We start from the raw sequence: 23,099 nt of genomic DNA, 5'->3' as shown, positions 1-23,099 counted from the left end.
TAGTGAGTTGTGATAAATAATTAGTTACCACCAATTTACTTGCATATTGCACATCCCTGGCATTTGTTCAGTTCACCCCGGAAACGTTTTTCCACCAACAGGTGTAAACGATCTTTCAAGGCATCCAGACGGATCGTATCTATTACCTCATTCACAAAAGCAAACATCAGCAACAGGCGGGCCTCCTTTTCCGAGATACCACGCGCACGCATATAGAAAAGGGCACCCTCATCCAACTGACCTACCGTAGCGCCATGAGAACACTTCACATCATCGGCATAGATCTCCAACTGCGGTTGTGTATACATACGGGCATCACGTGTAGCACACAGATTACGGTTAGTCTGCTGTGAATTTGTATGTTGTGCATCCGGACGTACCAATACCAATCCGGCAAAAGCACCGACAGCCTGATCGTCAAGTACATACTTAAACAGTTCATTGCTGGTACAATTAGGAACTGCATGGTCTATCATGGTGTTATTATCCACATGCTCGTTCTTGTCTGCAATGGCCATACCGCAAAGATTTATTTCCGCTCCCTCTCCGGCAAGGGTCACTTCAGTAGTGTTACGGGTAGTACCGTTGTGCAATGTCATACCATTCAACAGTACATTACTGTTTGCTTCCTGCCGTACATAAAGGTTACTGATACGTACCGTACTTGTATGCGTCTCTTCCAGTTCATACAGATCGAATACAGAGTTCTCTCCGGCAAACACCTCGATAACCTGTGTTGACAGGAAATTTACATTATCCATAGCATGGTCACAAATCAGCAGACGTGCCTGCGCTCCATCTTCAAGGATTATCAGCACACGACGGTTTACCATGAAATTAACATCGGCACGCAAAATATTTACCAACTGAACAGGTCTTTCAACGATCACATTTTTAGGCACATACATCAATATTCCGTCCTGAGCGAAAGCTGTATTGAAAGCCGTCACTCCGTCTTTTGAAGTATCAGCAAGTTTGCTATAATATTTCTTCACCAACTCAGGGTGCTGTTCCGCCATTTCTTTCAATCCACCGAACAATACTCCCTCTGGTAAGTGAGATTTAGGCAGCTTCCTGCTATAGAACGCATCGTTCACCACAAAGAACAAAGACGTACTCATGTTCGGCACATCGCATTTGAACACCTCATAAGGATTCACCGGAATCTCCAACCGGTTCAAATTAAGTCCGTAATCGGGTTCAAAGAATTTGCTGATATCCGTGTATTTATATTTCTCCTGCTTGCGTGTCGGAAACCCCAACCGCTCGAAATCGGCAAAAGCCGCAGCACGCGGTGCATTCATCACCTCAGCACTATGCCGGCAAATCATAGCTTCCGTTTGAGAAAATAAATCTATATATTGTTGTTCTACAGTCATCTTATTGATTTATGAGTTATAGATTATGATTTATAAATCATCAACCTCTTTCTTAATCCAATCGTATCCTTTCTCTTCCAACTCAAGCGCCAGTTCCGGGCCGCCGGTCTTCACGATACGTCCTTTATAAAGCACATGTACGACATCCGGTTTGATATAATCCAACAGACGCTGGTAGTGAGTGATAACGATACAACTCGTATCGGGAGTTTTCAATTTATTAACCCCTTCAGCTACGATACGAAGTGCATCGATATCCAAACCGGAATCTGTTTCGTCAAGGATACTGAGACGCGGTTCGAGCATAGCCATCTGAAATATTTCGTTACGTTTCTTCTCGCCACCGGAAAAGCCTTCATTCACCGAACGGTTGGCAAGCTTGTTATCCAATTCTACCACCGCCCGTTTCTCACGCATCAGTTTCAAGAATTCACTGGCCGTCAGGGCAGGAAGTCCCTTATACTTACGTTGTTCATTCACAGCCGCACGCATGAAATTCACCATACTCACTCCCGGAATTTCTACCGGATACTGGAAACTAAGGAAAATGCCTTCATGGCTACGGTCTTCCGGACTCAACTCCAGCAGATTCTTACCATAAAAAGTCACACTCCCCTTCGTCACCTCAAACGCCGGGTTGCCCACCAGCACGGAAGAAAGCGTACTCTTACCCGAACCATTGGGCCCCATGATAGCATGTACTTCTCCTGCATTCACAGTCAGGTTGATGCCTTTCAATATCTCTTTGCCATTAATACTGGCATGTAAGTCTTTTATCTCTAACATGATTATATTTACGATTTTACAATTTACGATTTACGATTGGTAATACTTCTAAGACGATCCGCATTTACAATCCAGTTTCAATTGTAAATCGTAAATCGTCTGCCCGTCCAATCATCCTACGCTGCCTTCCAACGATATCGTCAGTAGCTTTTGTGCCTCCACGGCAAACTCCATCGGAAGCTTGTTAAGCACCTCTTTGGCATATCCGTTTACAATAAGCCCGATAGCATCCTCAGTCGGGATACCGCGCTGATTACAATAGAATATCTGGTCTTCACTGATTTTACTGGTTGTAGCTTCATGTTCCACTACAGCCGTCTCATTACGAATATCCATATAAGGGAAAGTATGGGCGCCGCATTTATCGCCCAACAGCAGTGAGTCGCATTGACTATAATTACGAGCATTATCCGCTTTCTCGGATACGCGGACAAGACCACGATAGGAGTTCTCACTCTTTCCGGCCGAAATTCCCTTACTTACAATCGTACTGCGGGTATTCTTTCCAAGATGTATCATCTTCGTACCGGTATCTGCCTGTTGATAATTGTTTGTCACTGCCACCGAATAAAACTCGGCTGTAGAGTTATCACCGGAAAGAATGCAGGAAGGGTATTTCCAGGTAATCGCCGAACCGGTCTCTACCTGTGTCCACGAAAGTTTGCTATTTACTCCCTTACAGTTACCGCGCTTCGTCACAAAGTTATAAACACCTCCTTTTCCTTCGGCATCACCCGGATACCAGTTCTGAACAGTAGAATATTTCACTTCAGCCCGATCATGCACCATGATTTCCACAATGGCGGCATGCAACTGATTTTCATCACGCATCGGTGCGGTACATCCTTCCAGATAAGAGACATACGAATCTTCATCGGCCACGATCAAAGTACGTTCAAACTGCCCTGTATTTGCCGCATTGATACGGAAATAAGTCGAAAGTTCCATCGGACAGCGAACGCCTTTCGGTATATAGACAAATGAACCGTCGGAGAATACAGCCGAATTCAAAGCTGCAAAGAAATTATCACGATAACCAACCACCGAGCCAAGATATTTCTTCACCAAGTCGGGATGTTCACGAACCGCCTCACTGAATGAGCAGAAAATAATTCCCTTCTCCATCAATGTCTCCTTAAAAGTAGTCTTTACAGAAACAGAGTCCATCACAGCATCCACCGCCATCCCGCTCAGCGCCATCTGCTCTTCCAACGGGATACCTAATTTATTGAACGTTTTTATCAACTCCGGATCTACCTCATCCATACTTTTCGGCCCTTCTTTCTTCTTTGTCGGGTCGGCATAATAAGATATTGCCTGATAATCTATTTCAGGAATTCGGAGATGCGCCCAAGTAGGCATCTCTAACGTCAGCCAATGGCGATACGCTTTCAAACGGAACTCCAGTAACCATTCCGGCTCCTCCTTTTTGGAAGAAATGAGACGGATAACGTCTTCATTGAGTCCTTTCTCAATGATATCCGTATGTACCTCCGTAGTGAAGCCATATTTATACTTCTCCTGCGTAAGTTCCTTTACATATTTATTGGGTTCTTCTTGTTGCATCATTTAATTGAGTATATATTGTTGTGTCACTTCTTTTGCCACAGGGAAGAATATTCCCGCAAATTTTTCCATAGGATAATATAACACAGATTCCTCCTTCTTTGTTTTACTAATCAATGTGTTATCTGCATCGATAAATTCTATTACACAAATTATCAGACTGGTAAGCAACAGAAACTTCAATGCTCCCAAACCACTGCCAAGCCAACGGTTCAGCCATCCCAAAGAAACAGCCTCCATCGCTTTTGTCAACAAAGATGCCACTAAAGTAAAAGTTAGTGGCACAGCAATCCAGATGATAACAAAAGCAAGAATCTGCGCAACCGTCATCGAATCGGTTATCGTAGGACAAAACTTCTCAGCCAATGACGCATACAATGCCTTTGCCGCCAGCAATCCCACGATTAGTCCCAATATGGAAGCAAGCTGCCTAATGAAACCCTTCATAAAGCCAACAACCACACCGGCACCAACAATAACCAAAATCACAATATCGATAGTTGCCATAAATACAGTTGAAAATTGAAAGTTGAAAGTCTGAATACAGTTAAGAGTTGAGAGTTAAAAACCAACAGTGCTGCTATCACACTGCAAGTAACTTTCAACTTTCAACTCTCAACTTTCAACTAAATAAGGCTTATAGCGTTTGTTTTACCTCTACCTCTTCATAAGTTTCGATCATATCGCCTATCTTCAGGTCGTTTGTACCTACCAGACTAATACCGCACTCGAAATTCGTGCCGACTTCTTTCACATCGTCTTTGAAACGTTTCAATGCGTTGATAGCACCCGAGAAGATAACGATACCGTCGCGAATCAAGCGCGCCTTGTCGCTGCGTTTCACTTTTCCGGTCTTTACCATCGCCCCGGCAACCGTACCGACTTTCGTTATATTGAACACCTCACGAACCTCGATAGTGGCAGTAACCACCTCTTTCACTTCCGGAGCCAACATACCTTCCATAGCCGCTTTCACCTCTTCGATAGCATCGTAAATAACCGAGTATTTGCGAATATCCACACCTTCTTTGTCAGCCATTCTTTCAGCAGAACCGGAAGGACGAACCTGGAATCCGATAATGATAGCATCAGAAGCAGCAGCCAAAGATACATCCGATTCGGAAATCTGTCCCACACCCTTATGGATCACATTCACCTGGATCTGCGGAGTGGAAAGTTTGATCAGTGAGTCGCTCAGAGCTTCTACAGAACCGTCCACGTCACCTTTCACGATAATATTCAATTCCTGGAAGTTGCCCAACGCAATACGACGGCCCAACTCATCCAATGTAAGAATCTTCTGCGTACGCAAGCCCTGTTCACGTTGCAACTGCTCACGCTTATTGGTAATTTCACGTGCTTCCTGATCGGACTCTACCACGTGGAAAGTATCACCGGCAGCCGGCGCACCATTCAATCCCAAAATCAATGCAGGCTCCGAAGGACCGGCCGACTTAATACGCTGGTTACGTTCATTGAACATGGCTTTCACACGCCCGTAGCTTGTTCCTGCCAACACGATATCCCCCACTTTCAACGTACCGTTGGATACAAGTACCGTAGCCACATAGCCACGCCCTTTATCCAAAGTAGATTCAATGATAGATCCCGTAGCATTACGGTTCGGATTAGCTTTCAGCTCCAGCATTTCAGCTTCAAGCAACACTTTTTCCATCAACTCGCTAACGCCCTGACCTTTCTTGGCAGAGATATCCTGTGACTGATACTTACCACCCCATTCTTCCACAAGGTAATTCATAGCAGCCAATTCTTCTTTTATCTTATCCGGATTAGCCGTCGGCTTATCCACTTTATTAATGGCAAATACGATAGGAACACCGGCAGCCATTGCATGGTTGATAGCCTCCTTCGTTTGCGGCATCACATTATCGTCAGCCGCAACAATGATGATGGCGATATCCGTCACTTTCGCACCACGGGCACGCATAGCCGTAAATGCCTCATGACCTGGAGTATCCAGGAAAGTAATCTTACGTCCGTCCTCCATTGTCACGTGGTAGGCACCGATATGCTGTGTGATACCACCCGCCTCACCGGCGATAACATTCGCCTTACGGATATAGTCGAGCAATGAAGTCTTACCATGGTCTACGTGTCCCATCACAGTTACAATCGGCGCACGCGGTTCCAGATCTTCCTCCGCATCTTCTTCTTCGACGATAGCCTGTGCCACTTCCGCACTTACATATTCCGTCTTAAAGCCGAACTCTTCTGCCACCAGATTAATCGTTTCCGCATCCAGACGCTGGTTGATAGAAACCATTATACCGATACTCATACAAGTAGCGATAACCTGATTAACAGATACATCCATCATACTCGCCAACTCATTGGCTGTTACGAACTCCGTCAGCTTCAACACTTTGCTTTCTTCCATCTCCTGGTTTTCCAGTTCCTGCATACGGTTGGAAACCATCTCCCGTTTTTCCTTACGGTATTTGGAAGCCTTGTTTTTACCTTTCGTTGTCAGACGAGCTAATGTTTCTTTTACCTGCTTAGCTACATCTTCTTCGCTCACTTCCTGTTTTACAACCGGCTTTTTGAAGCGATCTTTATTATTGTTACGGTTACGGTTTTGTCCCCCGCCTTGTCCGCCATGTCCGGCAGGTTTCTGACTGTTAGGAGTAGGATGTGTAAAGTTGGAAGCCACATTGTTGACGTCCACCTTCTCCTTATTGATGCGGATGCGTTTTTTCTTTCCATTTGCATCGGCATTTTCTTTAGGAGCACTTTTAGCAACCTTACTGTCGTCTTTACGGATCTCCTTGATAATAGCATCTTTCATCTGCTTTCTCTGATCCTGACGCTGTTTTTCCTTTTCTTCGCGTTCTTTCCGTTTCTCCTCTTTCGATTTTTTCTTCGGACGGGTCGACTGGTTCAAAGCAGCCAAGTCAATCTGGCCGATCACATTAATCTTGGATACAAATTCCGGCTGACGAATCTTGAAAACATCCTCCTCTTGCTTCTCGGTTGCAACCGTCTCCGGAGTTTCCACTTTAGGCTCTGCCTTTTCTTCTTTTGTCACTTCCGGCATCACCTCCACCTTCGGTTCTTCCTTTTTCACTTCTTCCACTACTTTTTCTTCTACTACCGCCGGCTTCGGTTGTTCTATCACTACAGGCTCCACCTTTTCTTTCACAGGTTCCGTCTGTACGACCGGTGCTACGATTTCTTCTTTCTTCACCTCGGCGACAACAGGTTTCGTTGCCTCCTCTTTTTTCTTCTCTTCAGTTACCACCGGAGCGGGCTGTTGAGTTTGAGGTTGCGACTGTTGTTTAGATTCGCTTACCGGTTCTTTTTCTACTTTCCGGTTGAATTTATTCAAATCAATTTTTCCGACAGGTTTAAACTTCGGACGTGCATCTTCGGGAACGACTGTCTTGATAACATCATCCGCCTTAGACTTCTCCGGCTGCTTTTCGTAACCATCGATAGACACCGATGCCTTATTACGATCCTTGTTCTGACGTTCCTGGATAAAACGTTCTGATTCAAGCCGAAGATTCTTATCCGTGCTAAACTCTTTCACGAGTATAGCATACTGTTCCTCGGTAATTTTTGTATTCGGGTTTGCCTCAACGGTATACCCTTTCTTTTGCAGGAACTCAACTACCGTTGCGATTCCTACATTCAAATCTCTTGTTACTTTGTTTAACCTTATCGTCATACTTTAAATTAAAAGAATAATGGAGCGAAGATATTTACGATTTCACGATTGACGATCAGACATTTAATTTCCTTTCATCTACAACCCACAATATAGAGAGCAGCTCCAATCGCAAATCGTAAACAGTCTAATCGTAAATGAAATTATTCATTGTCTTCAAACTCCGATTTCAAAATACGTAATACCTCGTCCACAGTTTCCTCTTCCAGGTCCGTCTTTTCGATCAACATCTCACGAGGTGCATTCAATACTGCCTTAGCCGTATCGATTCCGATAGCTTTGATAGCATCGATTACCCATCCGTCGATTTCATCTTTGAACTCTTCCAGATAGATATCTTCATCCTGCGCACTCTCATCCAGTTCACGGAACACGTCGATAGTGTACTCGGTCAACATACTGGCAAGTTTGATATTCAAACCGCCTTTACCAATAGCCAGCGAAACCTCTTCCGGGCGAAGGAAAACCTCAGCCTTGCGTTCTTCTTCATTCAATCGTATAGAAGAAATCTTTGCCGGGCTCAAGGCACGCTGAATAAACAAGGAGATATTCGATGTATAGTTAATCACATCGATGTTCTCATTGCGAAGTTCACGAACGATGCCATGAATACGACTTCCTTTTACACCTACACAGGCTCCTACCGGGTCGATTCTGTCATCATAAGACTCTACCGCAATTTTGGCACGTTCGCCGGGGATGCGGGCAATCTTTTTAATGGTGATCAGGCCATCGTTAATTTCCGGTACTTCCATTTCGAACAGACGCTGCAGGAAAACAGGAGATGTACGCGAAAGGATAATTTTCGGATTATTGTTTTTGTTATCCACACGGGCCACCACTGCACGTGCCGTTTCTCCTTTACGATAAAAATCCGCCGGAATCTGTTCTGTCTTTGGCAGCAACAGTTCGTTTCCTTCGTCATCCAGCAGCAGCATCTCTTTTTTCCAAATCTGATATACTTCTGCATTAATGATCGTACCTACTTTATCAATATATTTATTATAAATACTGTCTTTCTCAAGCTCAAGAATCTTAGAAGCTAACGTCTGGCGGAGATTCAGAATAGCACGACGGCCGAACTTTGCAAAAATCACTTCATCAGTAACCTCTTCACCGACTTCATATGAAGCATCTATCTTCTGTGCTTCCGTCAAGGAAATCTGCATATTCGGGTTTGTTAAATCTTCGTCTGCCACTACCTCCCGGTTACGCCATATTTCAAAGTCCCCCTTGTCCGGGTTCACGATTACGTCGTAATTTTCATCAGTGCCAAACATTTTCGCGATAACACTACGGAACGACTCTTCGAGCACGCTTACCATCGTTGTTCTATCGACGAAGTCGCCCTTGTCCGGGTTCACAATTACGTCGTAATTCTCATCGGTGCCGAACATCTTCGCGATCACACTACGGAACGACTCTTCGAGCACGCTCACCATGGTGGTTCTATCGATATTTTTCAGTTCCTTAAATTCCGAAAATGTATCAATCAAGCTGATTGTTTCTTCTTTCTTGGCCATAATTATTTAAAACTAATTAAGTATTTAGTGTATTTTATCTCATCATAACGGAAGGTTTCGTCTTCTTCCATCAATTTAGGACGTTTTGCTCCTTCTACTTTCACTTTCTTTTGTACAGCCACCACAAACTTTTCCTCATCGGCATCTTTCAATACACCGGTCAGCTTGCGGCCATCTTTCGTCAAAACCTCCACATCGCTACCGACATGGTTGTAATACTGTTGCAACACTTTAAAAGGCTGCCCGATTCCAGCCGAACCTACTTCCAGTTCATAATCTTCCTCTTCACGGTTCAGCTTCGATTCGATAAAGCGGCTCAGCTCCACGCAATCTTCAATCCAAACACCTTCTGCATGGTCTATCTCGACCACAATCTTGTCGTCCGGGCTTACGGTCACTTCCACCAGAAAGTAGTCTTTTCCCTCCAGCCACTCTTCAACAATCTGACTAACAGTTTTCTTTTCTATCATTGATTAGCTATATAAGAACAAAAAAAGGAGCTTAATCGCCCCTCCACCTTTCATCCATTTCGGGTGCAAAGATATAAATAATCTGTTCGACTACAAAATATTAGAGAAAAAAAGTTTATTATAACATTGCCCATAAAGAGCATGATGAAATTTTGCGTAATCAACGAAGAGAGTACTATTCGCATCAATTTTGACTATTTCGGTACATTATCCACATCGTTTTTACCCCCTTCACTCTCTTCACCTTTTTCGCTTAACCGCTCTATTCATCGGTAATACAGGGTGAAGGTGCAATCTGGTTTTCCAAGCATAATGCGCACCGTCCATATGCATGGTGCCTACGAGTAGTATCCACGGTGCTTACAAGCCGTAAACACAGTACTTGGAAGACATTTGCATAGAGACTGGAGAACGGGAGCAGCCCTTCACCCTGTATTACCGATGAATAAAGCGATTAAGCGAAAAAGGTGAAGGGAGTGAAGGCAGTAAAAATATCATAGGGCAGGTATTCTGAAGAATAAAAAACACCTGCCGAAAAACAATATTGTACTTTTTCTTAAAACCTACCACTTCTTCTCCCGGCCTCTCCCCCAGTTAACGTACATGTAATCCTTTTACCCAACCCATGCAAAACAAATGACAGAAAGGACAGTGTAAACATCAAAACAGACATGACACCCCACATACAATTCGGCTACTTTTGTAAAATCAATTGAACAAATTTCATTCAATCACAGCAAGCAAGTTAGTGAAACCCAATTTACTATCACACTAACCTGCATGCACTTTTTAATATTATATGAAAACATGCATCTATTTAATATTTTCTTTATATGCCATATGCATTCAAGCTCAAGATATCTACAATAATTTAAACCAAAAGTTCACTCAATATTTAATCAAGACGCTCCCCGAAAACATTTATGTACAAACTGACAAGCCCTATTATGTAGTAGAAGACACCATCTGGATGAAAGCTTTTGTAGTGAATGCACAATTACTTCAACCCTCACCCAGCAACTTTGTTTATGTAGAACTCATAAATCAGCAAAATGAAATACTAAACAGAATAAAGCTAAAAAAAGATTCTGCCGGATTTCAAGGATATATCAAATTAAACGAGCACATCCTCGCCGGAGAGTATGCACTCCGTGCCTATACAAATTGGATGAGAAACGAAGTGCCGGAATACTTCTTCCAAAAAAATATTACTATTGAACGAGTGAAGCAAACACCCCAGCTACTCACTATAAAATATATTCCTATCGAAAAAGACAGATTACAAGCCGTTGCCAAATATACATATAGCGACGGTTCAGCTATCAAAGGACGAAGAATAGATTTTACATACACCAAAGACGGACGTAAATATAGAAAAAACTATTCTGTCACTAATAATGAGGGAGAAATACGATTCAACATTCGGTTGAATGAAGAAAAACCTGATAAGCAGAAGCTGACAGCAACCATTTTCGATCAGAAATGGATCATCTCGCACGAACAGAATTTCGTTATTCCTAACCTCAAAAAAGATTTTGATGTACAGTTCTTCCCGGAAAGCGGCACATTATTAACAGAGACATGGCAATTTGTAGCTTTCAAAGCAATCGGTCCAGACGGACTATGTGAACACATCTCGGGAAAAGTGATCAGCGAAGGAGGAAATGAAATAGCCCAAATACACACCCAGCATGACGGTATGGGAAAGTTTGCACTGTGGCCTCACAAAGATAGTATATATTATGCTGTGGTAACTAACCGGGAGGGTGTTGAGAAAAAGCTCAAACTTCCCGAAGCACGAATTGAGGGAATGACACTCCGGCTTAACATTAAAGAGGAAAATTGCCTCTACTCTATTGAGAATCATACGGCATACTCAACGGATAGTTTATTTCTAATTGCCCATACACGTGGAATGATTTCCGTAACCAGACAACTGACCGAAGAGAAAAGAAGCGGAAAGTTTTCTTTAAGCCAATGCCCTGAAGGTATCTTGAATGTTGCCGTCGTCGACCGGATAGGAAACGTATTCTGCGAACGAATGTTATATGTCAAGAAAGCACATAGCCCGGCTGTACAAATTAAAACCAATTCACAGGAATACGGAAAACGAGAGAGAGTGGAAATGCTACTAAATACCGGACAGAAAGGAGAATTTTCCCTGTCTGTTACTGATGCGAAAGTTGTGAAATGGGATTCTCTGAATAACCATATCATCAGCCAATTATTACTGAAATCAGAAATCAAAGGACACATCGAAAAACCCGGATATTATTTCACAAGTGATAACAAGGTAGTCAACGAGCATTTAGATCTCCTAATGCTTACGCAAGGATGGAGACGCTATAATTTACCGAACATCTTACAACAACAAGTACCGGAAATGAAAATACCTTTAGAGCGGGGACAGGCTTTGAGTGGAAGAGTAAAACCTTTTCTCCGAAAGAAAATTAAGGGGGCAGAAGTAGTAGGATTCACTGATAAGTTGAAAGCCATACATGCAAAAGTAGATACCTCCGGAAATTATGTTTTCGAAGGAATTGAATTTCCGGATAGTACGGCATTCACAATCAATGCAGTTAATAAGAAAGGAAAAGCAAAAGGAATCATGATTTATCCGTCACCGGAGATATTTCCCGACACAAGAAACCTATTTATCCCAAATTCACACCACTTTGAGGAAGTGGAGGCACACCTTAGGCTATACAAAGAAACATATATACAAAACGATATAAGTAAAGAGATTGTATTAGATGACATCGTTGTGACACAAAAATATATCAGTCAGACCGGTAAGTTGGCAGGTGAATTTGCCGCTTATGCGGATTATGTTGTAACAGACAAAACGATCGAGGAAGAATATAAGAATAAATCCGTGGCAGACATAATACATACTGCCATCATGCAACGTTTCCCTGGCATCACTATGGTAGAGGAAGACCATTTTTGGTATAGAGGAAAGCCACTACGATTTGCTGTTGACATGAAACTGATTCAATACGATGAATTACGATTCTATATGGCTGAAGAGATTGCATCAATCTCCTTCTTTAAAGAAGCCTCTGAGGTGCCTCTATATGTACCCATGCATGACGAATTCATAACGGCTCAAATGAACAAATATAGAGGAGTGATCCTTATCGAATTAAAAAAAGGGGGTACAGCTCACTACTTCCGCCCCTCACTCGGTCTGGCTACTCTCTATCCGTTAGGCTACCAAAAGCCGGCAGAGTTTTATTCACCCAAATACGATGTGCCCGATTCGTTACAAGCCGATAAAACTGATTTCAGAACCACCGTTTATTGGAATCCCAAGATACAAACCGATTCTACCGGACATGCCAAAGTATCTTTCTACACCACGGATATGAAACATGATATGGAATACATATTGGAAGGTATTACCGAGAACGGAATACCTTGCCGGGCGACAGGACGGATAAAAGTGAAGAAAGAATAGGGTAAATACCTAAAAAGAGTAGGGAAGTCCCTTTCCTTCGGGGATTTTCCTTTCTTACTTTTGAAAAATCAAAATCTTATTATGTATGAAACACATCATTTCTATTTTATTCATTTGTTTGTCAAATATGACTTCTCAAGCACAAAATAGTCCAAGTGATCTCAACCGGAAATTTGTCAATTATCTGACTTCCTCCCTCTCTGAAAGCATTTATTTACAAACTGATAAGCCCTATTATACGACAGAAGATACAATCTGGTTAAAAGCTTACGTAGTTAATGCACAAATTTACCAACCATCGCCCAGTAATTTTGTATATATAGAATTGATCAATCAACTCGACAGCGTGGAAAGGAGGATAAAAATCCGAAAAGAAAACAATGCTTTTTCCGGATATTTAGCCCTTGATAAAAAGCTTATTCCCGGAGAATATGCCTTACGCGCATATACCAATTGGATGCGAAATGATTCACCAGATTACTTTTTCCAAAAGAATATCTCAATCAGTAAAGTCATACAAAACCCTAAAATACTGACCGCCAAATTCTATCCGGCAAAGGAGAATAAACAACAAGCCCTTATTCAATATACTTATAGTGACGGTTCCCCGATTAAAAATTGCCGGATCGATTTTGCTTATAACAGGAATGGTAAGAAATATCGGAAAAGATATGCCTTAACCGATTCTAAAGGAGAAATCGAATTACAAATACAGCAGCAAGATCGTCCCACAGAAAAACAACAATTATCAGCTACTGTCTTTGATAATAAAGGAGGAATCATCTATGAACAAAAGTTTGCCATACCCGAAAGAGGAGAAGATTTTGACGTCCAATTTTTTCCCGAAAGCGGAATATTATTGGCAGGCACTCCTCAAACAGTCGCATTCAAAGCCATAGGAGCAGACGGGTTGAGTACCTCTGTATCCGGAAAAGTGTTCAGCGCGGGAGGAACATTTATGGCTGACATAATGACCCTGCACAATGGCATGGGAAAGTTTCCGCTATTAGCACAAAAGGATAGTATCTATTTAGCAATTATCACCGACAATAAAGGGATTGAAAAGCAATTCCGACTCCCCAAAGTACAAGAGAAAGGAATAACGTTACAACTCCGCCAACAGGGAGAGACTTGTATTTACATGCTCGAAAACAATACGAACTTCCCAACGGACAGCTTACTGATAATTGCCCATACTCGGGGGATACCTTCAATAGTCAAGCCACTAACTACAAACAACAAAACCGGTAAGTTCTCTCTAAGCCAAGTACCCGAAGGTATTCTTAACGTAGCAATCACCAACCAAACGGGTCGGGTATTCTGCGAACGAATGATGTACATAAAAAAGGAAACTCATATTACCCCCCGGATACAAACCGACCAAGCTGCATATGGGCAAAGAGAAAAAGTAGAAATGCAAATAAGTCTACCCGGCAATGGAGACTTCGCCCTTTCTGTCACTGATGCCCAACTTATAAAATGGGATTCATTGGAAAACAATATTAGTACTCAGCTTTTAATGAAGTCAGAATTAAGAGGGCATATAGAAAGCCCTAACTACTACTTCACTGCAAACACAACACAGATAAACGAACATCTGGACCTGTTGATGCTAACCCAAGGATGGAAAAAATACGATTTGTCATCTATCTTACAGGAACATGTACCTCAACCCCAACATCCGATGGAGATAGGACAATCACTTACCGGAAAGGTTAAGCCGCTCTTCTGGAAAAGCATGAACGGAATAGAGGTTGTCGGCTTCAGTAATCACTGGAAAGCCGTACACGCACAAGTAGACAGCGTAGGGAACTACTTTTTCAACGGAATTGAGTTTCCGGATAGTACCGCATTCACCATTAACGCCATTAATAAAAGAGGAAAAGCGAAAGGGGTAATGATTTACCCGGACGCAGAGGTATTTCCGGATTCCAAAACATTCATCCCCGCCCCCAAAGGAGTCATACAAGAAAGAACTCAAAATGCGATGGACGAATACCATCAAATTTATCGGCAGAATAATATCTGGAAAGAGATTATGTTGGATGAGATAAACGTTACAGCCAAATATATCAGCAAGACAGGAAAATTAGCAGGGGAGTTTGCCGGATATGCCGATTATGTAATAACCGACAGGATGATAGAAGCAGAATACAAAAATAAGAGTGTGTGGGATATTGTCTATGAAAACATTATACTCAAAACACCGGGAATCGGAAAATTAACAGAAGACCAATATATATACCGAGGAAAAGAGCTGCGTTTTGTTGTAGATATGAACCTGGTAGAATCTACTGACTTGCAATACTATATGGCAAGTGAGATCGCATCTATCTCTTTTTTCCGGGATGCTCAAAGCGTACCGGTTTATGTCCCGAATGCACCTTTCCTGAAAGGAGCCGAATGGCAGGTAGGCCCCAAACTGAAAGAGAGTAACACGATCACCGGAGGAGTAAGCTTTAAGGAAAAAATAGAAGAAGGGTGGAAAAACGATGCAAACGAGAATACCGGATGGAAGAATACAGACTTTCAGAAGCATACCGCCGAAATGGACAAATACAAAGGTGTCATTCTCATCGAATTGAAGAATGGAGGCTCCGCCCATTATTATCGCCCATCGCTGGGATTGGCTACCCTTTATCCGTTAGGTTACCAGAAGCCAGCAGAGTTTTATTCACCCCAATACGATGTACCCGATTCGCTACAAACCGACAAGACCGATTTTAGGACAACTATTTATTGGAATCCCCAAATACAAACCGATTCTACCGGACGTACCAAAGTATCTTTCTATACCACAGATATGAATCACGATATGGAATACGTACTGGAAGGGATTACTGAAAATGGAGTACCCTGCAGAGTTACAGGACGGATAAAGACTAAATAGGACTTGCATCCAAGTAGAGTGATATTACTTAATTCAAGGTTTCAAAAAATAGAATATCCGTATCAAACGTTTTTTTTCAAACCGAATTATTGTCGGAATAATACATATTTGCTATAAAATGAGTGCTTCGTTACTATAGAATCAGGATTTTCTACGCTAAATTTGCCATATCATCCTTATCAATATTGTTATCTTAAATTTTATGCACTCATGTACATACGAATGAAATTTATTATTGTTGTTGTTTTATGTTTATTCCCTTTTTTGCAATCTTCCGCCCAATTGCGCCAAAAACTTCTATTGGATCAAGAATGGGAGTTCCGTTCAGACAAAGACGGAAATAATTTAACTTGGGAAAAAGTAACAGTCCCGCATACCTGGAATGCAACAGATGGCCTGACTCCCGACTACTATCGGGGAACGGGCGAATACCGCTATCATCTGAACATATTGCCGGAGATGTTAAAACAACGTGCTTTCCTACGTTTTGAAGCAGTCAGCCAAGTAGCTGATGTCTTTGTGAACGGCATCCCGGTGGGGAACCATAAAGGTTCATTTAATGCTTTCTGTTTTGAGATAACTTCTTCATTAAAAAAGGGAGACAACCTTATAGAAGTAAAGGTTTCCAATCGTTTAGACAACGATATCGCTCCCCTATCCGGCGATTTTACTGTTTTTGGCGGTATCTACCGACCGGTATCTCTACTTGTACTGCCCAAGACTTGTGTCACTCCATTAGATTACGCTTCTTCGGGAGTCTATATACATCAAAACAAAGTAGATTCCAAGCAGGCAGAATTATCTGTCGTAACCAAAGTGAATAGCAGCAAGGCAGAAAAAGATTTATCTGTAAAAACCAGTGTGTTTAATGCGAAAGGACAACTTGTAGGCAACTGTATCACCCGGAAAGCATCCGGAAAAGACGAGACCGTTGAATTTGTTAACAAGCTGAACATAAAACAACCTGTTTTGTGGAACGGAAAAAAATCCCCTCATCTGTATCGTGTTTTTATAGAAGTAATGAAAGGAAATACCGTAGTAGACACTTTATCTCAGTACACTGGGTTAAGATACTACTCCGTCGATGCTCAAAAAGGTTTCTTCCTAAACGGTAATCCCTATAAAATAAAAGGTGTAAACAGACATCAAGACCGGGCCGGAAAAGGATGGGCAATAACAAACAAGGAGCATAATGAAGACATGGAATTGATCAAAGAGATAGGAGCCAACGGAATAAGACTGGCCCACTATCCACATTCTGACTTTTTCTATTCGCTATGCGACCGGGAAGGTATGCTGGTATGGGCAGAGATTCCTCTTATAGGCAAAGCATCTCCTACCCCTGCCTTCACCGAAAATATAAAACTGCAATTAACCGAGTTAATCCGGCAGAACTTTAATCATCCTTCTATCTTTTGCTGGAGCTTGTTCAATGAACTGTGCGAAGGAGATGTAAAAAAACTGATACAGGAATTGAATGAAGTAGCCCATAAAGAAGATCCGGGACGTCTGACAGTTGCTGCCGCCAACGTAGAAAACCGACCGGAAAATGTAATTACAGATATCATGGCGTACAATACTTACCCGGGATGGTATTGGGCACAACCTTCCACTATGAAATCGTCCGTAGCACACTGGAACCGTCTGGTGGGAAACAAAGGTATCTGTGTCAGTGAATATGGTGCAGGAGCCAATATCTGGCATCACCAACAAGACGTTCAATCAGCCCCCAAAACAGATGGAATCTTTCATCCGGAAGAGTGGCAGGCCATTGTTCACGAGCAGAATTACCGGGGAATAAGTAGCAGCGATTTCGTATAGGGATCTTTTGTATGGAATATGTTCGACTTTGCAAGTGCCTCCAGAAACGAAGGAGATATACTGGGACTAAATGATAAAGGGCTGGTTACTTATGACAGAAAAGTCAAAAAAGATGCTTTCTACTTTTATCAATCGGCATGGTCCGAGTCACCGGTTCTACATATCACCAGCAAAAGAGATATTGCCAGAAGAGAACCCGCCACCGATATCAAAATTTATTCTAACTGTGATCACATTCACCTAAAAGTGAACGGACAAGACTGTGGACATCCTGACAGAGAGGATAATATCCTTATCTGGAAAAACGTATCACTCAAAAAAGGAGAAAACCGGATCGAAGCATCCGGAAAGAAAGGTACTGTCGATCTGACAGACCAGTGTAAATGGGTTCTTTTAGATAAGAAAAAGTAAACATAGCCCGCTATCTTATTAATGTATAACACCCCAAATAAACACCATGAAGAAAATACTTTTTTTGTTTCTATGTTTCTATACAAGTCTCACCTATTCTCAACCCCCAAAAGAGGTTGTGGACTATGTAAATCCTTTCATCGGCACTGCCCTCAAAGGTGAAGGAGGCACAGTACCCTACGTCGGTACGCCTTTTGCCATGACCAGTTTTCTCCCGCAGACGAGAGAGAACAAGATGGGAGGTATGGCATACGTCTATGATGATGAACACATTATGGGATTTTTAGGTTCCCATCAACCCACCATCTGGATGGGAGATTACGGTTATGTATCGGTTATGCCCCAAGTAGGAGAAACGGTGAAAGTTCTTCCGGAAGACAGAAAGATGAGTTTCAATCACAAAGATGAAAAAGCCTCTCCCCATTATTATTCCGTCACTCTAACCGATAAACAGAAGAACCGCATTTTTACAGAATTGACAGCATCCAGCCGGTGCGCAATGCTCAACTTCCGTTTCCCCAAGAATCAGAAACCCCGGTTAATCATCCAAGGCATTAATCTAAACCCTGCCCTGAACGATTGGTGCAATCATCTGAGCCATCGCCTGAACACCATAAAAGGCTGGGTGAAAATAGATACGGAAAACAACGAGATTATCGGTTACAATCCGGACAGGCAATCGGCACAAATAGGACCGGACCTCCCCAATTTTAAAGGATACTTCATCATCCGCTTCAACCGGGATATAAAAGATTTCGGTTGCTGGAACGATTCCACCCTTTATCCGGGAGAGAAAGAGTTATACGGCACCCGGATGGGAGCCTATATAGACTTCGACAAAAGCTCCCCGCAAATACAAGTGCAGATCGCAACCTCTTTCATAAGCATCGAACAGGCACGTATGAATCTGGAACATGAGGTTCCCGAATGGGACTTCAAACAATTATGCAATAATACCAAAAAGGCATGGAACGACAAGCTCTCCAAATTCCACATCAAAGGAAACAATAAAGATGATGCACCGATATTTTACACAGCACTTTATCATTGTTATCTGTTTCCCCGTGAGTTCTCGGAATACGGAAAATATTACAGCGCCTTTGATGATAAAATCCACGATGGATTCTCGTACAATGACTACTCCCTTTGGGATACATTCCGTGCATTCCATCCCTTAATGACCCTTATAGAGCCCGACTTGACCAGCGACTGGATTACTGCATTGCTACAAATGTATAAGGAGGGCGGCTGGCTGCCTATGTGGCCCAATCCCAGCTATACCAATATTATGATAGGTACTCATGCAGATGCCGTGATAGCCGATGCCTACATGAAAGGGATTCGCAACTACGATATCGGTCTGGCCTATGAAGCCCTACGCAAAAACGCAATGGTCCCTCCTGATTGCGACACACAAAGAAGATACGGAGACCGTGACTATTGGACCTCTTTTGAAGGACGTGCAGGAGCCAGCTATTACCACTCCCTCGGATATGTAGCCGATGACAAGACAGCAGAGTCCGTTTCCAGAACTTTAGAATATGCATACGATGACTGGTGCGTGGCACAAATGGCAAAAGACTTAGGAAAAACCGAAGACTACAACCGCCTGATGCAGTTCAGCCAGAATTACAGAAATCAATACAATGCCGAAAAAGGATTCTTCCTGCCACGTAATTACGACGGAAGCTGGATAGATTTGGACGATCACTCACGGCACGGATTAACAGAGGGTTCCAAGTGGACCTATCTATTCTGTGTTCTTCAAGATATCCCCGGCATGATCGACATGATGGGAGGAGAAAAGGCATTCTCCGCCAAACTGGACCGTAACTTCGAAGAAGACCACTACCGGCACGACAACGAACCGGGACATCATTACATCTACCTGTACAACTACTGCAACGAACCGTGGAAAACACAGGAACTGGCTCGTAAACACGTGAGAATAAACTATAAGAATTCTCCCGACGGCGTAAATGGTAATGACGATTGCGGTCAAATGTCCGCCTGGTATCTTTTCTCGGCAATGGGATTCTATCCGGTAACTCCCGGAAGTAATGAATTTGCCATAGGAGCTCCCCAATTACCGGAAATCAAAATCCAATTGAAAGATCACGAATTAACGATAAAAGCAGACAACCTTTCAGAAGAAAACCAATATGTACAATCCGTATTTCTGGATGGGAAAAAACTTCTAAAGCCTTTTATCAACTATTTCGACTTGATCGGCGCTAAAGAACTACGCTTCATTATGGGAAACAAACAAACCGTCTACAAATAAACCAAATTACAACACGACTTTACTATTATTTATCAAAGTATAAGAGGGTACTTCACAAACAAAAAAGTACCCTCTTATCTGTTTGTGAAAAAACTGATATATTGTCCAATACTGATAATCAGAGAATTTTACAACTAACTTGACGATTCATCTTGAACTTCTCTTACCAGAACACCTGCTCTCCATCTACATACGTAAAAATTCGTTCTTCTTTTCCTCTCGTTAGGTTTCTTAAAAAATACAGTCCGCCAGAAGGCACTTCGGTATATTCCAACTTTATAGTAGTAGCAATTTGTTTTCCTAAAGAGGCCCAATGATGGTCTGTCCAATAGAACAATTCATATTCATCTCCAATACCGATTGTATTACCGTCGCCTCTCGGTGTATAAATAATTTTTTCTATATCCACCGGATGTCCAAAATCCATACCTACCCAACCACCGGCAGGAAGTGCCGAATCGAAAAAAGTAAGTAAATCTCCATCGAAAGCTGCCTCCTTATACGTATTCGGATCATTATTCCACGAGCGTGGAAGACCTATCACCTTACCTTGATTCCTCAGATGAGAGTCCCGTTCTACAAAGGTTATTTCAGCAACATTACAATGCGACCATTCCGGCTGAAACAATCGCCAATACCTATATTTATTACCTAAGGGGGGGATATTGATCTCTTCTCCTCTCGTACCCCATTTGTCTATTCTATATATAGATACAGAATCTTCAAAAGTAGGTTTATTTGCCGCTTGAAATTTGGCTCCCAGTATTCGATATGCTATATCCTGAACATGTTTAAACAATGGATACTTTCTGTAAAGAGTCATTGATTGCAATACCTTTTTATTGGGGATAATTGTTGTTACTTTGCCTTTAGAAGTTAGAATAAAAGGATTCCCCACTGGTTGTATTCCATACTCCGTATAACTAACCGGAAGATATAAAACATTCTTTCCCAATTTCTTGAATTGTGCAATATGGTTCTTGACTTTCGCAAATGCGATAGGAATCCAAGAAGGATTGTTAAAAACGGCCAAATAAACATATTTACTGTGTTCGCTGTCTATTTTGATATCCACATCACAAGTTGCCATATATTCAGCTGTCACATCCTTTATGAAAGGAGTTCGAAAAGTTTCAGGGACATATCTTTCACTTCCCAGCAAATCCTGCATTTCGGCATTCCTTGCATAGGTTCTCCTATAAACTTTTGCCATTTTCTCACCTAATTTGTGCGGTTCTCCCGGATTACTCTCCGCTCCGCTAAATGGGATGTTCTTTCCATTATTAGCTAATAAAACATTCCAAGAATGCCCCAAGTCAAGAAAAGGCCACTGAGGAGTAAAATCCATCATAACAGGAATACCGTTACTCCGCATAACCGAAGTTGCCATTTCAACATAATCTTCACAAACACCAAAAGGCAGTTTCGTTTTCGTCCTTAAACGATGAATCGGATACATATTATAATCAAGCAGATAAGGATGGACATCTTCCCTCAATTGATTATTCACACGATGAGTGGCCCAAACAGCCGACCCTCTATATGCCTCGCAGTACTGTAACTCATCAAGGCCCTTACTATACTTAATCCCCGCAGAATCTCTCCAACTATCAAAAGGCTGTAATTCCACTGCCTTATAAGGAAGCAGATATTCGCAGAAATCCTGAAAAGAGACATGAGTGGCCCATTCTCCCTCTTTCCATTGACTAAAAGCTTTTTCAATGTTTGCAATCAGAAAATCAGATCTGATAATCTCCACATCCGGAATGGTATAATAGTTCATAGCAAAATGCTGGGATACCTTCTCCAAAGTATCCCGTATCTCCTCCCTTGAACATTGCACATACTTTAATACAGAATCTACAGCATCATAATATTTCTCAACGCTATCCACCTCTCTATAAGAGTAATGTCCGGGCATATTCTTTATTAAAAACTTCGCAGCTTCCAGTTTCAATGAATCCTTTTCATAAAAGGCCAATGCCTTCTCCAGTTCTCCCCGATTTTCTTTTGCCAAAATTAATGCTTCTTCTAATTGAGAATCATATCTTTGACAACTCGAAAAACAAGATAAAAAACAAGAAAAACATAAGATAATACATTGTTTCATAAATGTGCCTTTCATTAAATTCAATACAATAGAATTTACTTTTCAGATTGACTCCGAGTTCCAGCATTAGGAAGTAATCTAAACACTAAATACCCAACAACTATAGCAACCAGAATACCTACAAAAATACGAAACGAACCTAATGTTTCTGTAAAATAACGAATTCTTATATATAAATCAATAATCGAACTACCAATAAGTATCGTAACAAATAACTGCCAAAGTTTTACCCTTCCACACAACCTGCCTATTACAACAGTTGTAAATGCTTGAAAAATCACACAAGTGATGATTGCAGCACTTTCGGTTTGTATCATCAACAAAGGACTAGTAACTATAAATAGCAATACAGATGCAATAAAAACGCCAATAAGAATCTTCACACTATTCCCATGCATAACTCATATAATTAGAAGTCAAACAGTTCAAATTCGCAACTAAACGTCTATACCCAACCAAGCACATTTCAAGAAACCTCACCTTAACATATCCACTAAACAAACTATCATCATTAAAATAGTAATAATGATAGGAAAATAATCTACGGACTGTTCTTTCTTATTTCCTTTTATTATAAGCACTTTTCTTATTTCAATAAAAAACAGAGTTCCCCATGTCGAAAAATACATAACATTATTCAATAGATACTCTTTTCCCCCTATAGGATATACTCTATTTATTAATGAAAATAGTATAGATAAAAAACAGACA

14 protein-coding genes and 2 pseudogenes are annotated in these 23,099 nt (G+C 41.7%); 5 read left to right on the top strand and 11 right to left on the bottom strand.

Annotation, left to right across the window (positions count from 1 at the left end; all coding sequences use genetic code 11):
* Positions 1–35: 35 nt before the first annotated feature.
* From sufD to rimP, 8 genes and pseudogenes are all read right to left on the bottom strand, one after another.
* A complete protein-coding gene (sufD, locus tag QVP90_RS18145; protein ID WP_005927285.1) occupies positions 36–1,379 on the bottom strand; it encodes a Fe-S cluster assembly protein SufD in 1,344 nt (447 codons plus the stop codon).
* A gap of 30 nt (positions 1,380–1,409) precedes the next feature.
* A complete protein-coding gene (sufC, locus tag QVP90_RS18140; protein ID WP_007479224.1) occupies positions 1,410–2,165 on the bottom strand; it encodes a Fe-S cluster assembly ATPase SufC in 756 nt (251 codons plus the stop codon).
* A gap of 111 nt (positions 2,166–2,276) precedes the next feature.
* A complete protein-coding gene (sufB, locus tag QVP90_RS18135; RefSeq protein ID WP_021937206.1) occupies positions 2,277–3,731 on the bottom strand; it encodes a Fe-S cluster assembly protein SufB in 1,455 nt (484 codons plus the stop codon).
* A 3-nt stretch (positions 3,732–3,734) separates the two neighbouring features.
* Entirely contained in the window at positions 3,735–4,238 is a 504-nt protein-coding gene (locus QVP90_RS18130; RefSeq protein WP_021937205.1) for a CvpA family protein, read from the bottom strand.
* 130 nt (positions 4,239–4,368) lie between these two features.
* Entirely contained in the window at positions 4,369–7,419 is a 3,051-nt protein-coding gene (infB, locus tag QVP90_RS18125) for a translation initiation factor IF-2 (RefSeq protein WP_005927298.1), read from the bottom strand.
* Positions 7,420–7,562: 143 nt separating this feature from the next.
* A pseudogene (gene nusA, locus QVP90_RS18120) lies at positions 7,563–8,756 on the bottom strand (transcription termination factor NusA); the annotation flags it as partial.
* A 15-nt stretch (positions 8,757–8,771) separates the two neighbouring features.
* Positions 8,772–8,942: pseudogene (locus QVP90_RS19935) on the bottom strand (NusA N-terminal domain-containing protein); the annotation flags it as partial.
* A 2-nt stretch (positions 8,943–8,944) separates the two neighbouring features.
* Positions 8,945–9,412, bottom strand: coding sequence for a ribosome assembly cofactor RimP (gene rimP / locus QVP90_RS18115; RefSeq protein WP_021937203.1), 468 nt, complete (start codon positions 9,410–9,412; stop codon positions 8,945–8,947).
* A gap of 970 nt (positions 9,413–10,382) precedes the next feature.
* Between rimP and QVP90_RS18110 the strand changes: the two genes are divergently transcribed.
* The 5 genes from QVP90_RS18110 (at position 10,383) to QVP90_RS18090 (ending at position 20,278) form a co-directional block, all read left to right on the top strand.
* On the top strand, positions 10,383–12,872 hold the full coding sequence (locus QVP90_RS18110; protein WP_288204909.1) for a hypothetical protein: 2,490 nt from the start codon (positions 10,383–10,385) through the stop codon (positions 12,870–12,872).
* An 85-nt stretch (positions 12,873–12,957) separates the two neighbouring features.
* Positions 12,958–15,762: a hypothetical protein gene (locus QVP90_RS18105; RefSeq protein WP_021937201.1), complete on the top strand. Its 2,805-nt coding sequence runs from the start codon at positions 12,958–12,960 to the stop codon at positions 15,760–15,762.
* 222 nt (positions 15,763–15,984) lie between these two features.
* Positions 15,985–17,583 carry a glycoside hydrolase family 2 protein gene (locus QVP90_RS18100; RefSeq protein ID WP_264380824.1) on the top strand — a complete coding sequence of 533 codons (1,599 nt, stop codon included), beginning with the start codon at positions 15,985–15,987 and terminating at the stop codon, positions 17,581–17,583.
* 18 nt (positions 17,584–17,601) lie between these two features.
* Complete coding sequence (locus tag QVP90_RS18095) at positions 17,602–17,994, top strand: DUF4982 domain-containing protein (protein ID WP_021937199.1); 393 nt, start codon at positions 17,602–17,604, stop codon at positions 17,992–17,994.
* A gap of 46 nt (positions 17,995–18,040) precedes the next feature.
* The gene (locus QVP90_RS18090) at positions 18,041–20,278 is read left to right on the top strand and encodes a GH92 family glycosyl hydrolase (RefSeq protein WP_005927316.1); all 2,238 of its coding nucleotides are present in this window, start codon (positions 18,041–18,043) and stop codon (positions 20,276–20,278) included.
* Between the two features lie 163 nt (positions 20,279–20,441).
* Here the strand turns inward: QVP90_RS18090 and QVP90_RS18085 are convergent, their stop codons facing one another.
* From QVP90_RS18085 to QVP90_RS18075, 3 genes are all read right to left on the bottom strand, one after another.
* Positions 20,442–22,295, bottom strand: coding sequence for a discoidin domain-containing protein (locus QVP90_RS18085; protein ID WP_229108883.1), 1,854 nt, complete (start codon positions 22,293–22,295; stop codon positions 20,442–20,444).
* A 128-nt stretch (positions 22,296–22,423) separates the two neighbouring features.
* Positions 22,424–22,786 carry a hypothetical protein gene (locus QVP90_RS18080; RefSeq protein WP_021937197.1) on the bottom strand — a complete coding sequence of 121 codons (363 nt, stop codon included), beginning with the start codon at positions 22,784–22,786 and terminating at the stop codon, positions 22,424–22,426.
* 78 nt (positions 22,787–22,864) lie between these two features.
* Positions 22,865–23,099 (bottom strand): hypothetical protein (locus tag QVP90_RS18075; RefSeq protein WP_288204908.1); only part of this gene is annotated, 235 nt, incomplete at its 5' end.

This window comes from Bacteroides sp. CAG:189, assembly GCF_000432295.1.
GTDB classification, from domain to species: Bacteria; Bacteroidota; Bacteroidia; order Bacteroidales; family Bacteroidaceae; genus Bacteroides; species Bacteroides salyersiae.
Note: the sequence above shows the minus strand (reverse complement) of the source record. Positions and strands in the feature narration are given on the sequence as shown.